Origin of the sequence: Roseovarius sp. 217, assembly GCF_000152845.1 — a bacterium.
Classification (GTDB): Bacteria; Pseudomonadota; Alphaproteobacteria; order Rhodobacterales; family Rhodobacteraceae; genus Roseovarius.
Map to the genome: position 1 here is coordinate 3,432,534 of NZ_CH902584.1, position 15,954 is coordinate 3,448,487.

16 protein-coding genes are annotated in these 15,954 nt (G+C 59.3%); 6 read left to right on the top strand and 10 right to left on the bottom strand.

Annotated features, from left to right (window positions below):
• From ROS217_RS16420 to ROS217_RS16435, 4 genes are all read right to left on the bottom strand, one after another.
• The gene (locus tag ROS217_RS16420) at positions 1-315 is read right to left on the bottom strand and encodes a heavy metal-binding domain-containing protein (RefSeq protein WP_009818915.1); all 315 of its coding nucleotides are present in this window, start codon (positions 313-315) and stop codon (positions 1-3) included.
• A gap of 24 nt (positions 316-339) precedes the next feature.
• A complete protein-coding gene (gene sufB, locus ROS217_RS16425) occupies positions 340-1,863 on the bottom strand; it encodes a Fe-S cluster assembly protein SufB (RefSeq protein WP_009818916.1) in 1,524 nt (507 codons plus the stop codon).
• A 17-nt stretch (positions 1,864-1,880) separates the two neighbouring features.
• On the bottom strand, positions 1,881-2,924 hold the full coding sequence (locus ROS217_RS16430) for a cysteine desulfurase family protein (protein WP_009818917.1): 1,044 nt from the start codon (positions 2,922-2,924) through the stop codon (positions 1,881-1,883).
• A 65-nt stretch (positions 2,925-2,989) separates the two neighbouring features.
• The gene (locus ROS217_RS16435; RefSeq protein WP_009818918.1) at positions 2,990-3,451 is read right to left on the bottom strand and encodes an Rrf2 family transcriptional regulator; all 462 of its coding nucleotides are present in this window, start codon (positions 3,449-3,451) and stop codon (positions 2,990-2,992) included.
• 158 nt (positions 3,452-3,609) lie between these two features.
• Here ROS217_RS16435 and ROS217_RS16440 point away from each other — a divergent pair, with 158 nt between their 5' ends.
• Together ROS217_RS16440 and ROS217_RS16445 are read left to right on the top strand one after the other, a co-directional pair.
• A complete protein-coding gene (locus ROS217_RS16440) occupies positions 3,610-4,263 on the top strand; it encodes an alpha/beta hydrolase (protein WP_009818919.1) in 654 nt (217 codons plus the stop codon).
• A 10-nt stretch (positions 4,264-4,273) separates the two neighbouring features.
• Entirely contained in the window at positions 4,274-4,525 is a 252-nt protein-coding gene (locus ROS217_RS16445) for a hypothetical protein (protein WP_009818920.1), read from the top strand.
• Positions 4,526-4,529: 4 nt separating this feature from the next.
• Here ROS217_RS16445 and ROS217_RS16450 read toward each other — a convergent pair whose 3' ends face one another.
• Positions 4,530-6,956 carry a GcvT family protein gene (locus ROS217_RS16450; RefSeq protein WP_040650678.1) on the bottom strand — a complete coding sequence of 809 codons (2,427 nt, stop codon included), beginning with the start codon at positions 6,954-6,956 and terminating at the stop codon, positions 4,530-4,532.
• Between the two features lie 244 nt (positions 6,957-7,200).
• On the opposite strand from ROS217_RS16450, the gene ROS217_RS16455 reads away from it, so the two are divergent.
• Complete coding sequence (locus ROS217_RS16455; protein ID WP_009818922.1) at positions 7,201-9,609, top strand: GcvT family protein; 2,409 nt, start codon at positions 7,201-7,203, stop codon at positions 9,607-9,609.
• A 74-nt stretch (positions 9,610-9,683) separates the two neighbouring features.
• Here the strand turns inward: ROS217_RS16455 and ROS217_RS16460 are convergent, their stop codons facing one another.
• The 3 genes from ROS217_RS16460 to ROS217_RS16470 are packed head-to-tail and all read right to left on the bottom strand — an operon-like array spanning position 9,684 to position 11,462.
• On the bottom strand, positions 9,684-9,908 hold the full coding sequence (locus ROS217_RS16460) for a DUF2842 domain-containing protein (RefSeq protein WP_009818923.1): 225 nt from the start codon (positions 9,906-9,908) through the stop codon (positions 9,684-9,686).
• A gap of 9 nt (positions 9,909-9,917) precedes the next feature.
• The gene (locus tag ROS217_RS16465; protein ID WP_009818924.1) at positions 9,918-11,213 is read right to left on the bottom strand and encodes an adenylosuccinate synthase; all 1,296 of its coding nucleotides are present in this window, start codon (positions 11,211-11,213) and stop codon (positions 9,918-9,920) included.
• A 3-nt stretch (positions 11,214-11,216) separates the two neighbouring features.
• The gene (locus ROS217_RS16470) at positions 11,217-11,462 is read right to left on the bottom strand and encodes a hypothetical protein (RefSeq protein ID WP_009818925.1); all 246 of its coding nucleotides are present in this window, start codon (positions 11,460-11,462) and stop codon (positions 11,217-11,219) included.
• 20 nt (positions 11,463-11,482) lie between these two features.
• Between ROS217_RS16470 and secG the strand changes: the two genes are divergently transcribed.
• Positions 11,483-11,845, top strand: a complete 363-nt coding sequence (gene secG, locus ROS217_RS16475; protein WP_009818926.1) for a preprotein translocase subunit SecG — start codon at positions 11,483-11,485, stop codon at positions 11,843-11,845.
• A 168-nt stretch (positions 11,846-12,013) separates the two neighbouring features.
• The gene (locus ROS217_RS16480) at positions 12,014-13,657 is read left to right on the top strand and encodes a CTP synthase (protein ID WP_009818927.1); all 1,644 of its coding nucleotides are present in this window, start codon (positions 12,014-12,016) and stop codon (positions 13,655-13,657) included.
• Between the two features lie 10 nt (positions 13,658-13,667).
• On the opposite strand, the gene ROS217_RS16485 is transcribed toward ROS217_RS16480, so the two are convergent.
• Positions 13,668-14,753, bottom strand: coding sequence for an ABC transporter ATP-binding protein (locus ROS217_RS16485; protein ID WP_009818928.1), 1,086 nt, complete (start codon positions 14,751-14,753; stop codon positions 13,668-13,670).
• Positions 14,754-14,911: 158 nt separating this feature from the next.
• Here ROS217_RS16485 and ROS217_RS16490 point away from each other — a divergent pair, with 158 nt between their 5' ends.
• Entirely contained in the window at positions 14,912-15,385 is a 474-nt protein-coding gene (locus ROS217_RS16490; protein WP_009818929.1) for a DUF2059 domain-containing protein, read from the top strand.
• Positions 15,386-15,451: 66 nt separating this feature from the next.
• Here ROS217_RS16490 and fabZ read toward each other — a convergent pair whose 3' ends face one another.
• Positions 15,452-15,916, bottom strand: coding sequence for a 3-hydroxyacyl-ACP dehydratase FabZ (fabZ, locus tag ROS217_RS16495; RefSeq protein WP_009818930.1), 465 nt, complete (start codon positions 15,914-15,916; stop codon positions 15,452-15,454).
• Positions 15,917-15,954 lie beyond the last annotated feature (38 nt).

Below are 15,954 nucleotides of genomic sequence, written 5' to 3' on the forward strand. Positions count from 1 at the left end.
TCAGTCCAGCACGACCGCCGTGCCACTGGCCGACACCATCAGCATCGAGTCGCCCACCACCTCATAATCGAGATCGACGCCAACCACCGCATCGGCCCCAAGCCCTGCCGCGCGCTCTTCCAACTCGCTCAACGCCGCGTCACGCGCCTCGCGCAGCTTGCTCTCATAAGAGTCAGACCGACCGCCGACCACATCGGTGATCTGAGCAAAAAAATCGCGCACGATATTGGCACCCATGATCGCCTCTCCTACGACGATGCCGCGGTAGTCCACGATCTTGCGGCCCTCGATGGTGTTGGTGGTGGTGATGATCATGGCGAAAAGTCCTTCACGCGAGCGTCAACCCACGCTTCCTTCCAGCGAAATCGCCACCAACTGCTGCGCCTCCATGGCAAACTCCATCGGCAGCGCCTGCAACACGTCCTTGCAGAACCCGTTGACCACGAGCGCCACCGCCTCTTCCTCGTCCATGCCACGCGCACGGCAATAGAACATCTGGTCGTCGTCCACCTTCGAGGTCGTCGCCTCATGCTCGACGCGGCTCGAGTTGTTCTTGACCTCGATATAGGGCACCGTATGCGCCCCGCATTGATCGCCGATGAGCAGGCTGTCGCACTGCGTATAGTTGCGGCTGTTCTTGGCCTTGGGGTGCATGCTGACCAGCCCGCGATAAGTGTTCTGCGCATGGCCTGCGCTGATCCCTTTGGACACGATGCGCGAGCGGGTGTTCTTGCCCAGATGGATCATCTTGGTGCCGGTATCGGCCTGCTGATAGTTGTTTGCGATGGCGATGGAATAGAATTCGCCCTGGCTGTCATCGCCGCGCAGGATGCAGGACGGGTATTTCCATGTGACAGCGCTGCCGGTTTCCACCTGCGTCCACATCACCTTGGCCCGGTCGCCCCGGCAATCGGCACGCTTGGTTACAAAGTTGTAGATCCCGCCCTTGCCGTTCTCGTCGCCCGGATACCAGTTTTGCACCGTGGAGTATTTCACCTCGGCGTCTTCCTCGATGATGATCTCGACCACGGCGGCATGAAGCTGGGCCACGTCACGCTTGGGCGCGGTGCAGCCTTCGAGGTAGCTCACATAAGAGCCCTTGTCGGCGATGATCAGCGTCCGCTCGAACTGGCCTGTGTTTTCGGCATTGATACGGAAATAGGTGCTTAGCTCCATCGGGCAGCGCACGCCGGGTGGCACATAGACAAACGAACCGTCTGAAAAGACCGCCGAATTCAGCGTCGCGTAGAAATTATCACTGACCGGCACGACGGATCCGAGGTATTTCTTGACCAACTCGGGGTGCTCGCGGATCGCCTCGGAGATCGAGCAGAAGATCACCCCGGCGCGGCGCAGCTCCGCCTGAAAGGTCGTGCCAACAGACACAGAGTCGAACACCGCATCCACCGCCACTTTGCGGCCCTCGGCGGGCGCATCCTCAGCACCTTCAACTCCGGCAAGAATCATCTGCTCTTTCAGGGGAATACCCAGCTTTTCATAGGTGGCCAGCAACTTGGGATCGACCTCGTCGAGCGACTTGGGCTTTACCTCCATCGACTTGGGGCGCGCATAGTAATACTGCGCCTGAAAGTCGATCTTGGGATAATCCACCATGGCCCATTCCGGCTCGGTCTTGGTCAGCCAGCGACGATAGGCTTCTAGCCGCCACTCGGTCATCCATTCGGGCTCTTCATTCTTGGAGGAGATCAGCCGAACAATGTCTTCGTTCAACCCAAGCGGCGCGTATTCCATCTCGATATCGGTGTTCCAGCCATGCTTGTAGGCTTCGCCAACTTGGCGCACCGCATCGACGGTTTCACGATCAACACCGTCCTTGACCTGAACGTCATCCAAAGCAGCCATTCCCATCTCCTTCCGTATCAGGCCAATCGGCCCCGATGCTTTTGCAGTCGCTTCAGCCAAGCTTCGGCAAAGCGCAGTATATCGTCTTCTGTCGTCTGCGGCCCCAACGACACGCGGATCGCGCAGCCCGCCAAGACCTCGTCAAACCCCATCGCGCGCAGCACCCGGCTGGATTTGACCTTGCCACTGGAACATGCACTCCCGGCAGAGATCGCAAATCCGGCTAGATCCATCGCCATGACCTGTGTCTCGCCTTTCCAACCCGGAGTGACAAAGCAACTGGTATTCGGCAAACGTGCGGCAGCTTTCCCGACAAAAATAGTCTCATTTGAAAACTCTGCAATGGTATTTTCTAGAATGTTTCTAAGTTTTTCAATCCGGGCCCATTGACCGTCTTCAAGATCAAGCCCGCAAGCCTCTGCCGCAGCGCCAAATCCGGCGATACCGATTACATTCTCAGTACCGGCTCTGCGGCCCATTTCCTGACCTCCGCCGCGGATCTGCGCAGCCAGATCCGTGCCACGCCGGATGATCAACGCGCCTACCCCTTTTGGCCCCCCGAGCTTATGAGCGGAGACAAGCGCCATTTCTGCGCCGGACCAGTTAAAGGCTAGGGGCAATCTCCCAAAGGCTTGGGTCATGTCGCTGACCGCTAATCCCTCAGGCAGGGATTGGACCACGCCGGTCTCAGAATTGGCCAATTGCAACACCGATTGCGCGGGATCAAGGACGGTGACGCGCCCGTCAGCATCCACCGGCAAATCCGGAGTGATCCACGCGCCAACCGCATCATGCTCGACCAAACTTCCGTGCAGGGTGCGCCCGGCACAGGCAAGAGCCGCGGCTTCTGTTGCTCCGGACGTAAAGATCACATCCGCCCCATCGGCCCCAAAGGCTGTCGCGACCTGCGCACGCGCACGCTCCACCAGCCCTTTGGCGGCACGTCCTTCAGCATGCACACTTGAGGGGTTGCCGAGGAGTTCCATGGCATCAATCATGGCCTCTCGCGCCTCGGGACGCAGCGGAGCCGTTGCATTGTAATCGAGATAGACCCTGTGCATGATCGCCCATTCTTGTTGGTGAAATACGCTGGGTCTGTGACGGCAATGCCGTCACAGGTTTGAAATCAATCCTCATCCACCACAGCAAAGAGGTGCGGCACGGCGGGACAAGGGGCCAGCGAATTGCCCGCCACATCGCTCAGACGAGTCTGGTGTAGAAACACATAGACATGTGCGCTCAGGCCTTCCCACAACCGATTGGCCATGGATTGCGCCCGCGATCCGCTCGCCCCACCAGAGGCCCCTGCCCCCTTGTGCAGCGCATCAATCGTCTCATCCACCGCCGCGAGAATATCCGAGACCCGGATTTCCGACGCAGGCCGCATCAACCGATATCCGCCGCCCGGACCCCGGACCGAGGTCACAAGTTCAGCGCGCCGAAGTTTGACAAAAAGCTGCTCTAGATAAGGCAGCGATATATCCTGCCGTCGCGAAACATCCCCTAGAGTTACGACCGCCCCAGCCGGTTGCAAGGCGATATCGACCAGTGCAACCATGGCATAACGCCCCTTTGTGCTCAGTTTCATTGATCTTCCCCTACGCGAACTGATTGACCTTGCGCCGCGCAAGGCTTATCTCGCTCTGAGCCATCCTGGCCCGGATCACAATTTAGAACAGTTCTAAGGTGCCCGAGCGAAGTCGTCAAGATTATCGCACTCACCCATGAAGAGGACACAGGGAACCCATGCCCGAGGTTATCTTTCCCGGCCCCGAGGGTCGGCTCGAAGGCCGCTACCACCCGCAAAAGGAAAAAGACGCGCCCATTGCGATTGTGCTGCATCCGCATCCACAATTCGGTGGCACGATGAACAACAAGGTTGTCTATAACCTGCATTACGCCTTTTACAACATGGGCTTTACCGTGTTGCGATTCAATTTCCGCGGCGTAGGCCGCAGTCAGGGCGAATATGATCAAGGTGTTGGTGAGCTGAGCGATGCCGCTTCGGCGCTCGATTACCTGCAATCAATGAACAACAATTCAAAACATTGTTGGGTCGCGGGCTTTTCCTTTGGCGCATGGATCGGGATGCAACTCTTGATGCGGCGGCCGGAAATCACTGGCTTCATTTCGGTCAGCCCGCCCGCCAACATGTATGATTTCAGCTTTCTTGCCCCCTGCCCGGCCTCCGGGCTGATTATCAATGGCAGCAACGATAGGGTTGCTCCGCCTGCGGACACCAAGACGCTGGTGAACAAGCTGCATGAGCAGCATGGCATCACCATCACCCATCAAGAGGTCGACGGCGCGGATCACTTCTTCAAGGAACCGCATATGGACACGATGATCGGGTCGGTGAGCACCTATGTCAAACGGCGTCTGACCGAGAACACGCGCTGAGGATTGTCCCATGGGAGTGACCGAGGATCTGGCGGATGAACTGGCACGCGATGTGATCAAGGCGATCGAGGCCACGGGCGATGAGACCATCATCACCGACATTCAAAACATCCTCGGGGCCACCTCGCAAACGGCCGAAGAGGCTTTTTTGACCGCTGTTCGCGTACGCCGCGCCAATATCAAGGCGCGGGCACTGCTTTTGGACAAGCTTAAACGCTTCAAGGCCGCCCAGGAGGCCGCCGCCGACAAAGGCGACGGCTGACTCCTCAGGCGCGCAGGCGCGTGCCCTCAGGATCAAACGGAGCCGCATCCAGAATGCGCGCGCGGTGCGGTCGACCCAAGACCATGACGTCGACCTCATCACCAGGCCTTGCGCCCCCTTTGACATAGCCAAGCGCGAGACTCATGCCGACGGAATAGCCGTAGGCACCCGAAGACACACGGCCCACACCGACGCCATCCTTGAAAATCGGCTCTCCGCCCGTGGCATCCGCGTTCGACGCTGTGACATCCGCCTCACTCAGATGCAGGATCACCAGTCGCTCGCGCGGCTCCTGCGTGATCACCTCCTGCAGCGCGGCCTTGTTCAGGAACGCTTTGTCCATCTTGCAAAGACCATCCAGCCCAGCTTCTTGCGGCCAGTACTCTGGGCTGTATTCGCGACTCCAGGACCCATAACCCTTCTCAATGCGCAGGCTCATCAGCGCCCGACTGCCCACTGGCCCCGCGCCTATCTCACGCCCTGCTTCCAGCAGCGCCGCATAGAGCCGCGCCTGATCCTCAGCCGCGCAATGCAATTCCCAGCCTAGATCACCGGTGAAACTCACACGAATGGCTACGCACGCGACCCCGCCCAGCTCGATCCGGCGGCTTGCCATGAACGGGAAATCCGCCGTCGCCAGCGAGGCATTCGTCAACCGTTGCAACATCTCGCGCGATTGAGGCCCCGCCACGTTAAAACCACAGACTATGTCGGTCAGGCTCTCAAACGTGGTCCCCTCGGGCAACGGCACCGCATCAAAGAACCGCTTGTGATAGCGTTCCGCCATGCCTGAGGAAATGACCCAGAATTCATCCTCCGCAAGCCGCGTCACCGTCGCATCCCCCGCGATTCCACCCCGCACGCCAATCAGCGGCGTCAGGCATGACCGCCCGACCGCCTTGGGCATCCGGTTTGCAAAGACAGCGTTCAGCCAATCCTCCGCCCCCGGCCCTTTGACCCGGTACTTGGCGAAATTAGAAATGTCGATAATCCCTGCCCGCTCGCGCAGCATCTTGCATTCCGACCCCACCGGTGCCCACCAATTCTGCCGGGTAAAGCCGTTGGTATCCACGGTGCCGCGCGCATCCGAGAACCACAGCGGATGTTCCCAACCATAGTTGAGACCAAAGACCGCGCCCATGTCCTTTTGCATCTCATAAGCAGGCCGCGTGCGCAGCGGACGCCCGGCGCTGCGCTCTTCATTGGGGAAATGAATCGAGAAACGATGCGCATATTGGTCCCGCACCTTGGCCTTGACGAAATCGCGGTTGTTGGCCCAGAGGCCAAAGCGCGCAACATCCCAGGCGAACATGTCGTAATTCATCTCGCCGTTGATCAGCCATTCGGCGACCATCCAACCCATGCCTGCCGATTGGCTAAAGCCGGGGATGATGCCGTTGCAACAGAAATAGCCCTTGAGTTCGGGCACCGGCCCAAGAATGACGTTGCTGTCAGGCGACCAGATCATCGGCCCATTGATCACCCGCTTGATCCCCGCTGTGCCCACCACCGGCACCCGGTCGATGGCACGCAGCATGTTTTCCTCGATCCGCTCCAGATCATCGGGGAAAAGATCATGCGCGAAATCAAGCGGCGTGCCCTCTTCGGCCCAGAATCGCATATCGCGCTCATAGGCGCCGATCAGCAGGCCCTTGCCCTCTTGTCGCAGGTAATATTCCCCGTCCCGATCCGCGACCGAGGGCAAGCGCCGGTCCATTCCGGCAATTTCAGCGATCATCTCGGTCACAAAATACTGGTGCTCGGTCGGTTGCAGCGGCAGTTCGATCCCCGCCAGCTTGGCCACCTCACGCCCCCAGAGACCGGCGGCATTGATCACCCACGGTGTATGGATATTGCCCTTGGGCGTCTCAACGATCCAAGACCCGTTCGGTTGCGGCACCGTCCCCGTCACCGGCGTGAACCGATGAATTTCGGCACCCCGCTGCCGCGCCCCCACCGCATAGGCATTGGTGACACCCGACGGGTCTACATTGCCGCCATCCGGCTCGTACATAATGCAACGGATGCCGTCGAAATTCACCAGCGGATGCAGCCGCTCGGCCTCATCCCGCCCAATCTCGTGAAAGTTCATGCCATAGAGCTTGGCCTTGGACGCCTGAAGTCGCAATTGATGCTCGCGATTCTCTGTCTGCGCCAAGTAGAGACTGCCGGGCTGGAACACGCCACAGCTTTGCCCGGTCTCGGCCTCCAGCTCGTTATAGAGCTTCATCGTGTAATGCTGCAGGCGGCTGATATTGGCGCTGTCATGCAGCCCGTGGATATTGGCGGCGGCATGCCATGTGCTGCCGCTGGTCAATTCGTTGCGTTCAAGCAGGACGACATCAGTCCAACCCAGTTTGGTCAGGTGGTAGAGAATCGAGCATCCGATAACGCCGCCGCCGATCACGACGGCCTGTGCATGGGTCTTCATGGCGGGTCCCTTGATCAAGTTCCGGCACAAACTGCGGCGACCCCACTTCGGATGAATGCCATTTTCCGACATACTTTGTCGCGGTGATAAAACGAGGCACAAGTTTTCTTTGAAAATCGCTCCCCCCGCGATGACCAGCGTTTCACTTGGCACCAGAACAACAAATACGTCAGAATTTGTCGCTGACAGACATGATCTTTGACGCGTAGCGGGCAGGCTCTGGCAAAACATCAGGAGGCTCTCAATGAAAACCAGCACCCGTGTGGTCGTGATCGGCGGCGGTGTCGTCGGCTGTTCCGTGCTCTATCACCTGACCAAACTGGGCTGGTCCGATGTGATGCTTCTGGAACGCTCAGAATTAACCTCAGGCTCAACTTGGCATGCCGCAGGCGGGTTTCACACCCTCAACGGTGACACCAATATGGCTGCCCTTCAGGGCTATACGATCCGCCTCTACAAGGAACTCGAAGAGATTACCGGCATGTCTTGCGGCCTGCACCATGTCGGCGGCGTGACGCTCGCGGACAATCGCGACCGGTTCGACATGCTCTTGGCCGAGCGCGCCAAGCATCGCTACATGGGCCTCGACACCCATATCGTGACACCCGAAGAGATCGCAAAGATTGCCCCGGTCACCAATATCGACGGTATTCTCGGCGGGCTCTACGATCCGCTTGACGGACATCTTGATCCGTCCGGCACCACCCATGCCTATGCCAAGGCCGCGCGCATGGGTGGCGCGCAGATCGAGACGCATTGCATGGTGCGCGGAACCAATCAGCGCGCCGATGGCACCTGGGATGTGGTGACAGACAAGGGCACGATCCACACGGACCATGTGGTCAACGCGGGCGGTCTCTGGGCGCGCGAAGTGGGGGCGATGGCGGGCGTCTACCTGCCGCTGCACCCGATGGAACATCAGTATATTGTTACCGACGAAATCTCCGAAATCTACAGTCGCGATACCGAACACCCCCACGTCATGGACCCGGCAGGCGAAAGCTATCTGCGTCAAGAGGGGCGCGGACTTTGTATTGGCTTTTATGAGCAACCCTGCAAACCTTGGGCGGTCGACGGCACGCCTTGGGATTTTGGCCATGAGCTTTTGCCTGACAACCTCGACAAAATCGAGGCCAGCATCGAATTCGCCTACCGCCGTTTCCCCGTGTTGGAGCAGGCTGGCGTCAAATCGGTCATTCATGGCCCCTTCACCTTTGCCCCCGATGGCAATCCGCTGGTTGGCCCCATCCCCGGTTTGCGCGGCTATTGGTCGGCCTGCGGTGTCATGGCGGGATTTTCCCAAGGCGGCGGTGTCGGCCTGATGCTGGCGCAATGGATGATCGAGGGCGAATGTGAACGCGATGTGACCGCGATGGACGTGGCCCGCTTTGGCGACTGGATCACGCCGGGCTATACCCGCCCGAAAGTCATTGAAAACTATCAAAAACGGTTCAGCGTCAGCTACCCGAACGAAGAACTGCCCGCCGCCCGCCCCTTTCGTCAGACGCCCATGTACGACGTATTCGACAGCATGGGCGCGGTCTGGGGCGCGCAATACGGGTTGGAGGTGGTCAATTACTTCGCGACCGGCGACGAGCCGCGCTATGAGACCCCATCCTTCCGCCGCTCCAACGCATGGGAGGCCACGGCCCGCGAGGTCAAGGCGGTGCGAGAGGCCGTCGGCATCAACGAGGTGCATAACTTTGGCAAGTACCTTGTCTCCGGCCCTAACGCACGCAGCTGGCTCGACCGGATCATGGCGGGGCGGATTCCCAAACCGGGTCGTCTCTCGCTCACCCCGATGCTCTCACCCAAAGGGCGCCTCTGGGGCGATTTCACGCTGTCTTGCCTCAATGAAGAGAGCTTCCAACTCACTGCCTCTTACGGTGCACAAGCCGTCCATATGCGCTGGTTTGCGCAGAACGAGGCAGAGGGTGTCAGGGTCGAGAATGTCTCGGATCGGCTCAACGGGTTTCAGATCGCAGGACCACGCGCACGGGATGTGCTGATGGCCTGCACCCGCGATCCGCTGGGCGAGATGCGGTTCATGGATGTGCGCCACGCGACCGTGGGCATGGTCGATTGCCTGGTGCAGCGCGTCAGTTACACCGGCGATCTGGGATATGAGATTTTCTGCGACCCGATGGCACAGCGCGCGCTCTGGGATGTGCTATGGGCCGAAGGACAGAACCACGGGATGAAACCCTTTGGCATGCGCGCGATGATGTCGCTGCGGCTGGATCGGTTCTTTGGCTCTTGGCTCAATGAATTCTCGCCGGATTACACCCCCGGCGAGACCGGGATGGACCGGTTCATCAGCTTTACCAAGAACGCCGATTTTGTCGGACGCGCGGCGGCAGAGGTGGAACGCGCCAAGGGTGCCGCGCGCAAACTGGTGGCCTTTGAGGTCGAGGCAACGGACGCCGATGTGAACGGCTATGAACCGGTCTGGATCGCGGGTGAAGTGGCTGGGTTCTGCACCTCCGGGGGCTATTCGCACCACGCGGACAAGTCGATAGCACTCGCGCTCATTCCTGCGGGACAGGCGCAGGCAGGCTTGCGTGCAGAGATCGAGATACTCGGGCGTCGTTATGGGGCGACGATGCTCACCGAAGCGCTCTTTGACGTGGATGGCGCGCGGATGCGCGGCTAAAATCAGAAAGACGGCGCCTGCTCTGGGGCAGACGCCGTCTTTTTGAGTATTTTCAGAACGATGAAAGGCGAAGCTCAGTCTTTGCCTGCATCCGGGTCAGGCTGGCCCACTCCGATGAACACGCGCTTGAGCGGCACGATCCAAAGAAAGCCAAGCCCCACATAGATCAGCAATTCCACCCAGATCGACGGCCGGTCTATCCAATTCACTAGGCTCACGGCTACCACCACATAGGCTGGCAGGCCAATGAGCAAGACGACCAGTGACCAGCGTTTCCGGGCCTTGTAACTGAGTGGCATCGGGTCTCCTCAATCCGCGAAAGGGTCTGTCACGAGGATTGTATCCTCGCGCTCGGGTGAGGTGGAAAGTAGGGCAACCGGGCAGTCGATCAACTCTTCAACGCGGCGGACGTATTTGATCGCCTCGGCGGGCAGGTCGGCCCAACTGCGCGCGCCCTCGGTCGATTGCGACCAACCAGGCAGTTCCTCGTAAATGGGCGTGCAGCGCGCCTGTTGGTCGGCGGCGGTCGGCAGGTAATCCAGCCGCGTGCCGTCAAGGTCATAGCCGACGCAGATTTTCAGCGTCTCGAACCCGTCGAGCACATCGAGCTTCGTCAGCGCAATGCCGGTGACGCCCGAGGTCACGCAGGTCTGACGCACAAGACAGGCATCGAACCAGCCGCAGCGCCGCTTGCGTCCTGTCACCGTGCCGAATTCATGCCCACGCTCGCCAAGGCGCTGACCATCCGCATCGTGCAATTCGGTTGGAAACGGCCCCTCGCCCACGCGCGTCGTATAGGCTTTGACGATGCCCAGCACGTAATCAATCGCCCCCGGTCCAAGTCCCACGCCCGTGGCCGCCTGACCGGCGATCACATTGGATGACGTGACAAAGGGATAGGTGCCAAAATCAATATCTAACAGCGCGCCCTGCGCCCCCTCGAAGAGGATACGCTTGCCCGCGCGGCGGTTCTCGTTGAGCACTCTCCAGACGGGGGCGGCATAGGGAAGGATCTGCGGTGCGATGTCTTTGAGCTGCGCGATCAAGGCCTCGCGATCGACCGGCGCGATCCCGAGACCACGACGCAGCGGGTCGTGATGTTGGAGTGCGCGGTCAACCCGCGCGATCAAAGTGGCCTCATCCGCCAGATCCGCCACCCGAACGGACCGCCGACCCACCTTGTCCTCATAGGCCGGCCCGATACCGCGACCGGTTGTGCCGATCTTGGTGCCTTTGCTCGCGGCTTCTTCACGGGCGCGGTCCAACTCGCCGTGGATCGGCAAGATGAGGGGGGTATTCTCTGCGATCATCAGCGTCTCCGGCGTGATTGTCACACCCAGTTCGCGGATCGACGCTATTTCCTTGATCAGATGCCAGGGGTCCAGCACCACGCCATTGCCGATCACGCTCAGCTTTCCGCCCCGCACCACGCCTGAGGGCAGCGCATTGAGCTTGTAGACCTTGCCGTCGATCACGAGGGTATGGCCCGCGTTATGGCCACCCTGAAACCGCGCGATCACATCGGCGCGCTCACTCAGCCAATCGACGATCTTGCCTTTTCCCTCGTCCCCCCATTGGGCCCCGACGACGACGACATTTGCCATGATTTACCCCTCGGCATTTGGTCCAAACCGCGCGTTGGTATAGCGGGGGGACGCGCCGGGTGAAACATCTAATTCGCCCAAAGCTGTGAACGGATGCAGACATCTGCGGCACGTCAGGCTGAACGAGAGAGGGATCCACCGGCTGAGCGATCCGTCAAAATGGCCGATGATGATGATAAGACGCACCTGCGCCGATTGCCGGGTTGCGGGCAGGCTCAGAATTGCATAGATAGCGGCAGATCGAGACATAAGCGTAGGCCCCCTGATCCATGGAAAATGTCGTCCTGACCATCCACCTTCTTTTGGCGCTCGCCCTGATTGGCGTGGTACTGCTGCAACGCTCCGAAGGCGGCGGACTTGGGATGGGCGGCGGTGGCGGTGGGGCCATGACGGGGCGCGCCGCGGCCACGGCTCTGGGCAAGATGACATGGATTCTCGCGGCATCCTTTATTGTGACCTCAATTACACTTACCATCATTGCGGCGCAGAACGCGGCTGGGGTTTCGGTGCTGGACCGGTTGACTGATTCACCGCCCACCACAGAACAGTCTGTGCCTGCACTTCCGGATGCAGACAGCCTCCTGCCGCCGCCATCCGGCGATACGGCTCCGCTGACGCCCACTGCCGACTGACACAAATCTTTGAGGGCGGAGATTGCCGCGCAACAGCATCTAGCGGTTGGCTTGCGCAAACCTCGCGAATCCTGTAAGGGTTAAATCCCGTGGCAGAGCGGTCTTTTGAGGCCATCTCTGGGCTTTTGACCGACCATCAAACACGTAGAAACACGGGGGCCTCAGCGCATGGCACGATATATTTTCATTACGGGCGGCGTTGTGTCTTCGCTTGGCAAGGGACTGGCTTCGGCCGCCCTTGGGGCGTTGTTGCAGGCGCGTGGGTTTTCGGTGCGATTGCGCAAACTTGACCCCTATCTCAATGTTGATCCTGGCACGATGAGTCCGTTTGAACATGGCGAGGTATTCGTGACCGACGATGGCGCAGAGACCGATCTCGACCTTGGTCATTATGAGCGATTCACCGGGGTTCCGGCACGGATCAGCGACTCTGTCAGCTCTGGTCGTATCTATTCGAACGTCCTGGAAAAAGAACGGCGCGGCGATTATCTAGGAAAGACGATACAGGTCGTCCCGCATGTCACCAATGAAATCAAGGAATTCCTGAGCATTGGCGAGGATGAGGTCGATTTCATGCTCTGCGAGATCGGCGGCACCGTCGGCGATATCGAGGGTCTGCCGTTCTTTGAGGCAATCCGGCAGTTCAGCCATGACCGACCGCGCGGACAGTGTATTTTCATGCATCTCACCCTTCTGCCCTATCTGGCGGCAAGTGGCGAGTTGAAGACCAAACCGACGCAACACTCGGTCAAGGAACTCCAGAGCATCGGCATCGCGCCCGACATTCTCGTGTGCCGTTCGGAACAGCCGATCCCGGACAAGGAACGTGAGAAAATCGCACTATTTTGTAACGTCCGCAAAGAGCATGTGGTCGCGGCCTATGATCTCAAGTCGATCTATGAGGCACCGCTGGCCTATCACCGTGAAGGGCTGGATCAAGCGGTGCTCGACGTCTTTCAGATCAGCCCCGCGCCCAAACCGGACCTGACGGTGTGGCTGGATGTGGTGGACCGTATCCAGAATACCGATGGGGCAGTAAATATCGCTATTGTCGGCAAATACGTGCAGCTCGAGGATGCCTATAAGTCGATCAAGGAGGCGCTCATTCACGGCGGCATGGCTAATCGGGTCAAGGTCAACGTGGAATGGGTCGATGCCGAGATTTTCGAGCGCGAAGACCCCGCCGCCCATCTTGAGGGTTTTCATGCCATTCTGGTGCCCGGCGGCTTTGGTGAGCGTGGCACCGAAGGCAAGATCAAAGCTGCCGAATTCGCCCGAACTCGCAAGATCCCCTATTTGGGCATTTGTCTTGGCATGCAAATGGCGGTGATTGAGGCCGCGCGCAATGTGGCTGGTCTCAAGGACGCCGGATCAGAGGAATTCGACCACGAGGCGGGCAAGCGCCGGTTCGAACCGGTGATCTATCACCTCAAGGAATGGGTGCAGGGCAACGAAAAGGTGCAACGCAAGGTCAGTGACGACAAGGGCGGCACCATGCGTCTTGGGGCCTATGACGCCGTGCTCAAGGACGGTAGCCGCGTGGCGCAGATCTACGGCACGACGACGATCGACGAACGGCACCGCCACCGCTATGAGGTGGACACAAAATATCGCGAAAAGCTCGAAGGATGTGGCCTAACGTTCTCTGGAATGTCGCCTGATGGTCGCCTGCCAGAGATCGTGGAATGGTCGGATCACCCATGGTTCATCGGGGTGCAATATCACCCGGAATTGAAATCCAAACCCTTTGCGCCGCACCCTCTGTTTGCTGATTTCGTGCGCGCGGCGATAGCGACGTCGCGATTGGTCTGAGACGAGCGCCTCACCGCTTGACCGGGAACAGGAAACAGCGATCTCGGCGGATCATCAGCCACAGCGCCTTGCCCGGTTTCGGCAGGAATACATTGGGCACTGTTGCCTTGAGCAGCGAGCCGTCGTGATCCATCCGAAACTCGACCAGACTCTCGGAGCCCATGAAGCGCGCGCGCTCGACCACACCGCGCGCGGGCGTACCGTCCTGCGATGTGGGATTGGGGCCGCGCCCGTGCCTGTCAAAGTCGATCTTGATATGTTGTGGTCGGATCACGATTTCGACCTCGCTGCCCTCATAGGCACCGGGCGAGAGAAACTGGCCAAACGGCGTATCCACCAATGAGCCGCGCACCCTGCCCCGGATCACGTTGACCTCAGAGAAAAACGCCATGGCACTTCGGTCCACCGGGGCATTGTAGACGTTATAGGGCGCCCCCTGTTGCACGATCCGCCCATCACGCATAAGCGCGATCTCGTCGGCCATGCGCATGGCCTCTTCGGGCTCGTGCGTGACCAAGAGCACGGCGGTGTCCTGTTCACGCAGGATGTCCAGTGTCTCGTCGCGAATACCATCGCGCAAGCGGTTGTCGAGGCCGGAAAACGGCTCGTCCATGAGCATGATGCCGGGACGGGGCGCGAGCGCGCGGGCCAAGGCCACACGCTGCTGCTCGCCACCAGACAGTTCATGAGGGTAGGCGTTGAGATGCCGTTCCAAACCCACCCGCTCGAGCAATTCTCCAATACGGACCGCTTTGGCGGATCTGTCGCCACTAAGACCAAATCCCACGTTCTGCGCCACGCTGAGATGCGGAAAGAGGGCAAAGTCCTGAAACATCAAGCCAATGTGCCGCCGCTCTGGCGGTATGCGAAACACGGTGTTGCACACAAGATTGCCATCGACCCAGATCTCACCAGCATCCTGCATCTCGACCCCTGCGATCATACGCAGCGTCGTCGATTTCCCACACCCTGACGGCCCAAGCAGGCAGGTCACATGCCCCGGCATCACCCGGAGTGAGACGTCATTGACGACGAGGCGTCCATCATACCGACGCATCAGATTGTTGACTTCAAGCCGGGGAATTGGGGTCTGCACCGGAGCCTCTTGTTCTTTCCGATCAAATCTATCGGGTTTTATTCGCTGGAAATATCAACCCCTGCGACACCATGCAACCCATATGCCCTGCGGCCCGTTGACAGGTAGAAGCAGAGGTGTTTGTGTGGCGACGCATTTACATGATTGGAGTTTGTCCCATGCGGATTTTGAGTGGTGCCTTGTTGACCTTTTGTCTTGCGTTTCCTGCCTATGCAGACAGTGATCGCGAGGCGCGGGTCGCGGTTGCCAAGGAGTATGTGCAAGCGACGATGACGGATACCGATATCCAAGAGTTCATCAAACAACTTTGGCAGCCCATGATTCAACAAATGGCGGCAACCCGTCAGGCGATGACACCGGAACAGATCGAGCAAATTGGCCAGCTTTTCTCTTCAGAATTAACCGACCCTCTCACCGATGTCATGCTCCAGCAGGATGAAATCATGGCCGATATCATGACGCTGGAAGAGTTGACCGCATTGCGCGACTTCTACACGTCAGAGCATGGCGGCGCCGTGATGCGCAAAATGCCGCAACTGGCGCAGATCCAGCAACCGATGATTTCTGCTGTCTTGCAGAAGGCGATGCCAGAAATGATGCCAAAGATAGAGGCGATCACCGTTCCCAAGTGAAAAGAGAGGCGCGCCGTCACCCCGTGACGGCGCGCGAGTTGCAACAGGGACCGCTCACCGCCGCAGTTACTCTTTCGGCAAATCCATCATGGCGGTGAATTCGGCCTCAGCGGCCAACTCGCCCTCGACTTCGGCAACACCCGAAAACTTCCAGACCTTGCCGCCGGGCTTGCCACGCGTCGTGCGCAGTTTCATTTCAAGCACATCGCCCGGCACCACCATGCGGCGAAACTTGGCGCTGTCTATCGCCATGAAATAGACCAGCATGTTTCGGTCTTGCATGTTCAGAGCCGTGCCAACCATCACGGCGGCCGTCTGCGCCATCGCCTCGATGATGGTGACGCCAGGCATGATCGGCTTGCCCGGAAAATGTCCTTGAAAATGCGGCTCGTTCATCGTCACATTCTTGATGCCGCGCGCCGACTGATAGCCATCGATATCGACCACCTTGTCGACCAAAAGGAACGGATAACGATGCGGAATCAGCCGCTGGATCAGATGGATGTCCGCAGATTTGAGAGGCTCTGTCATGGGCTGTCCTTTCGCATAACACCTTGCTCGTCCCTAGC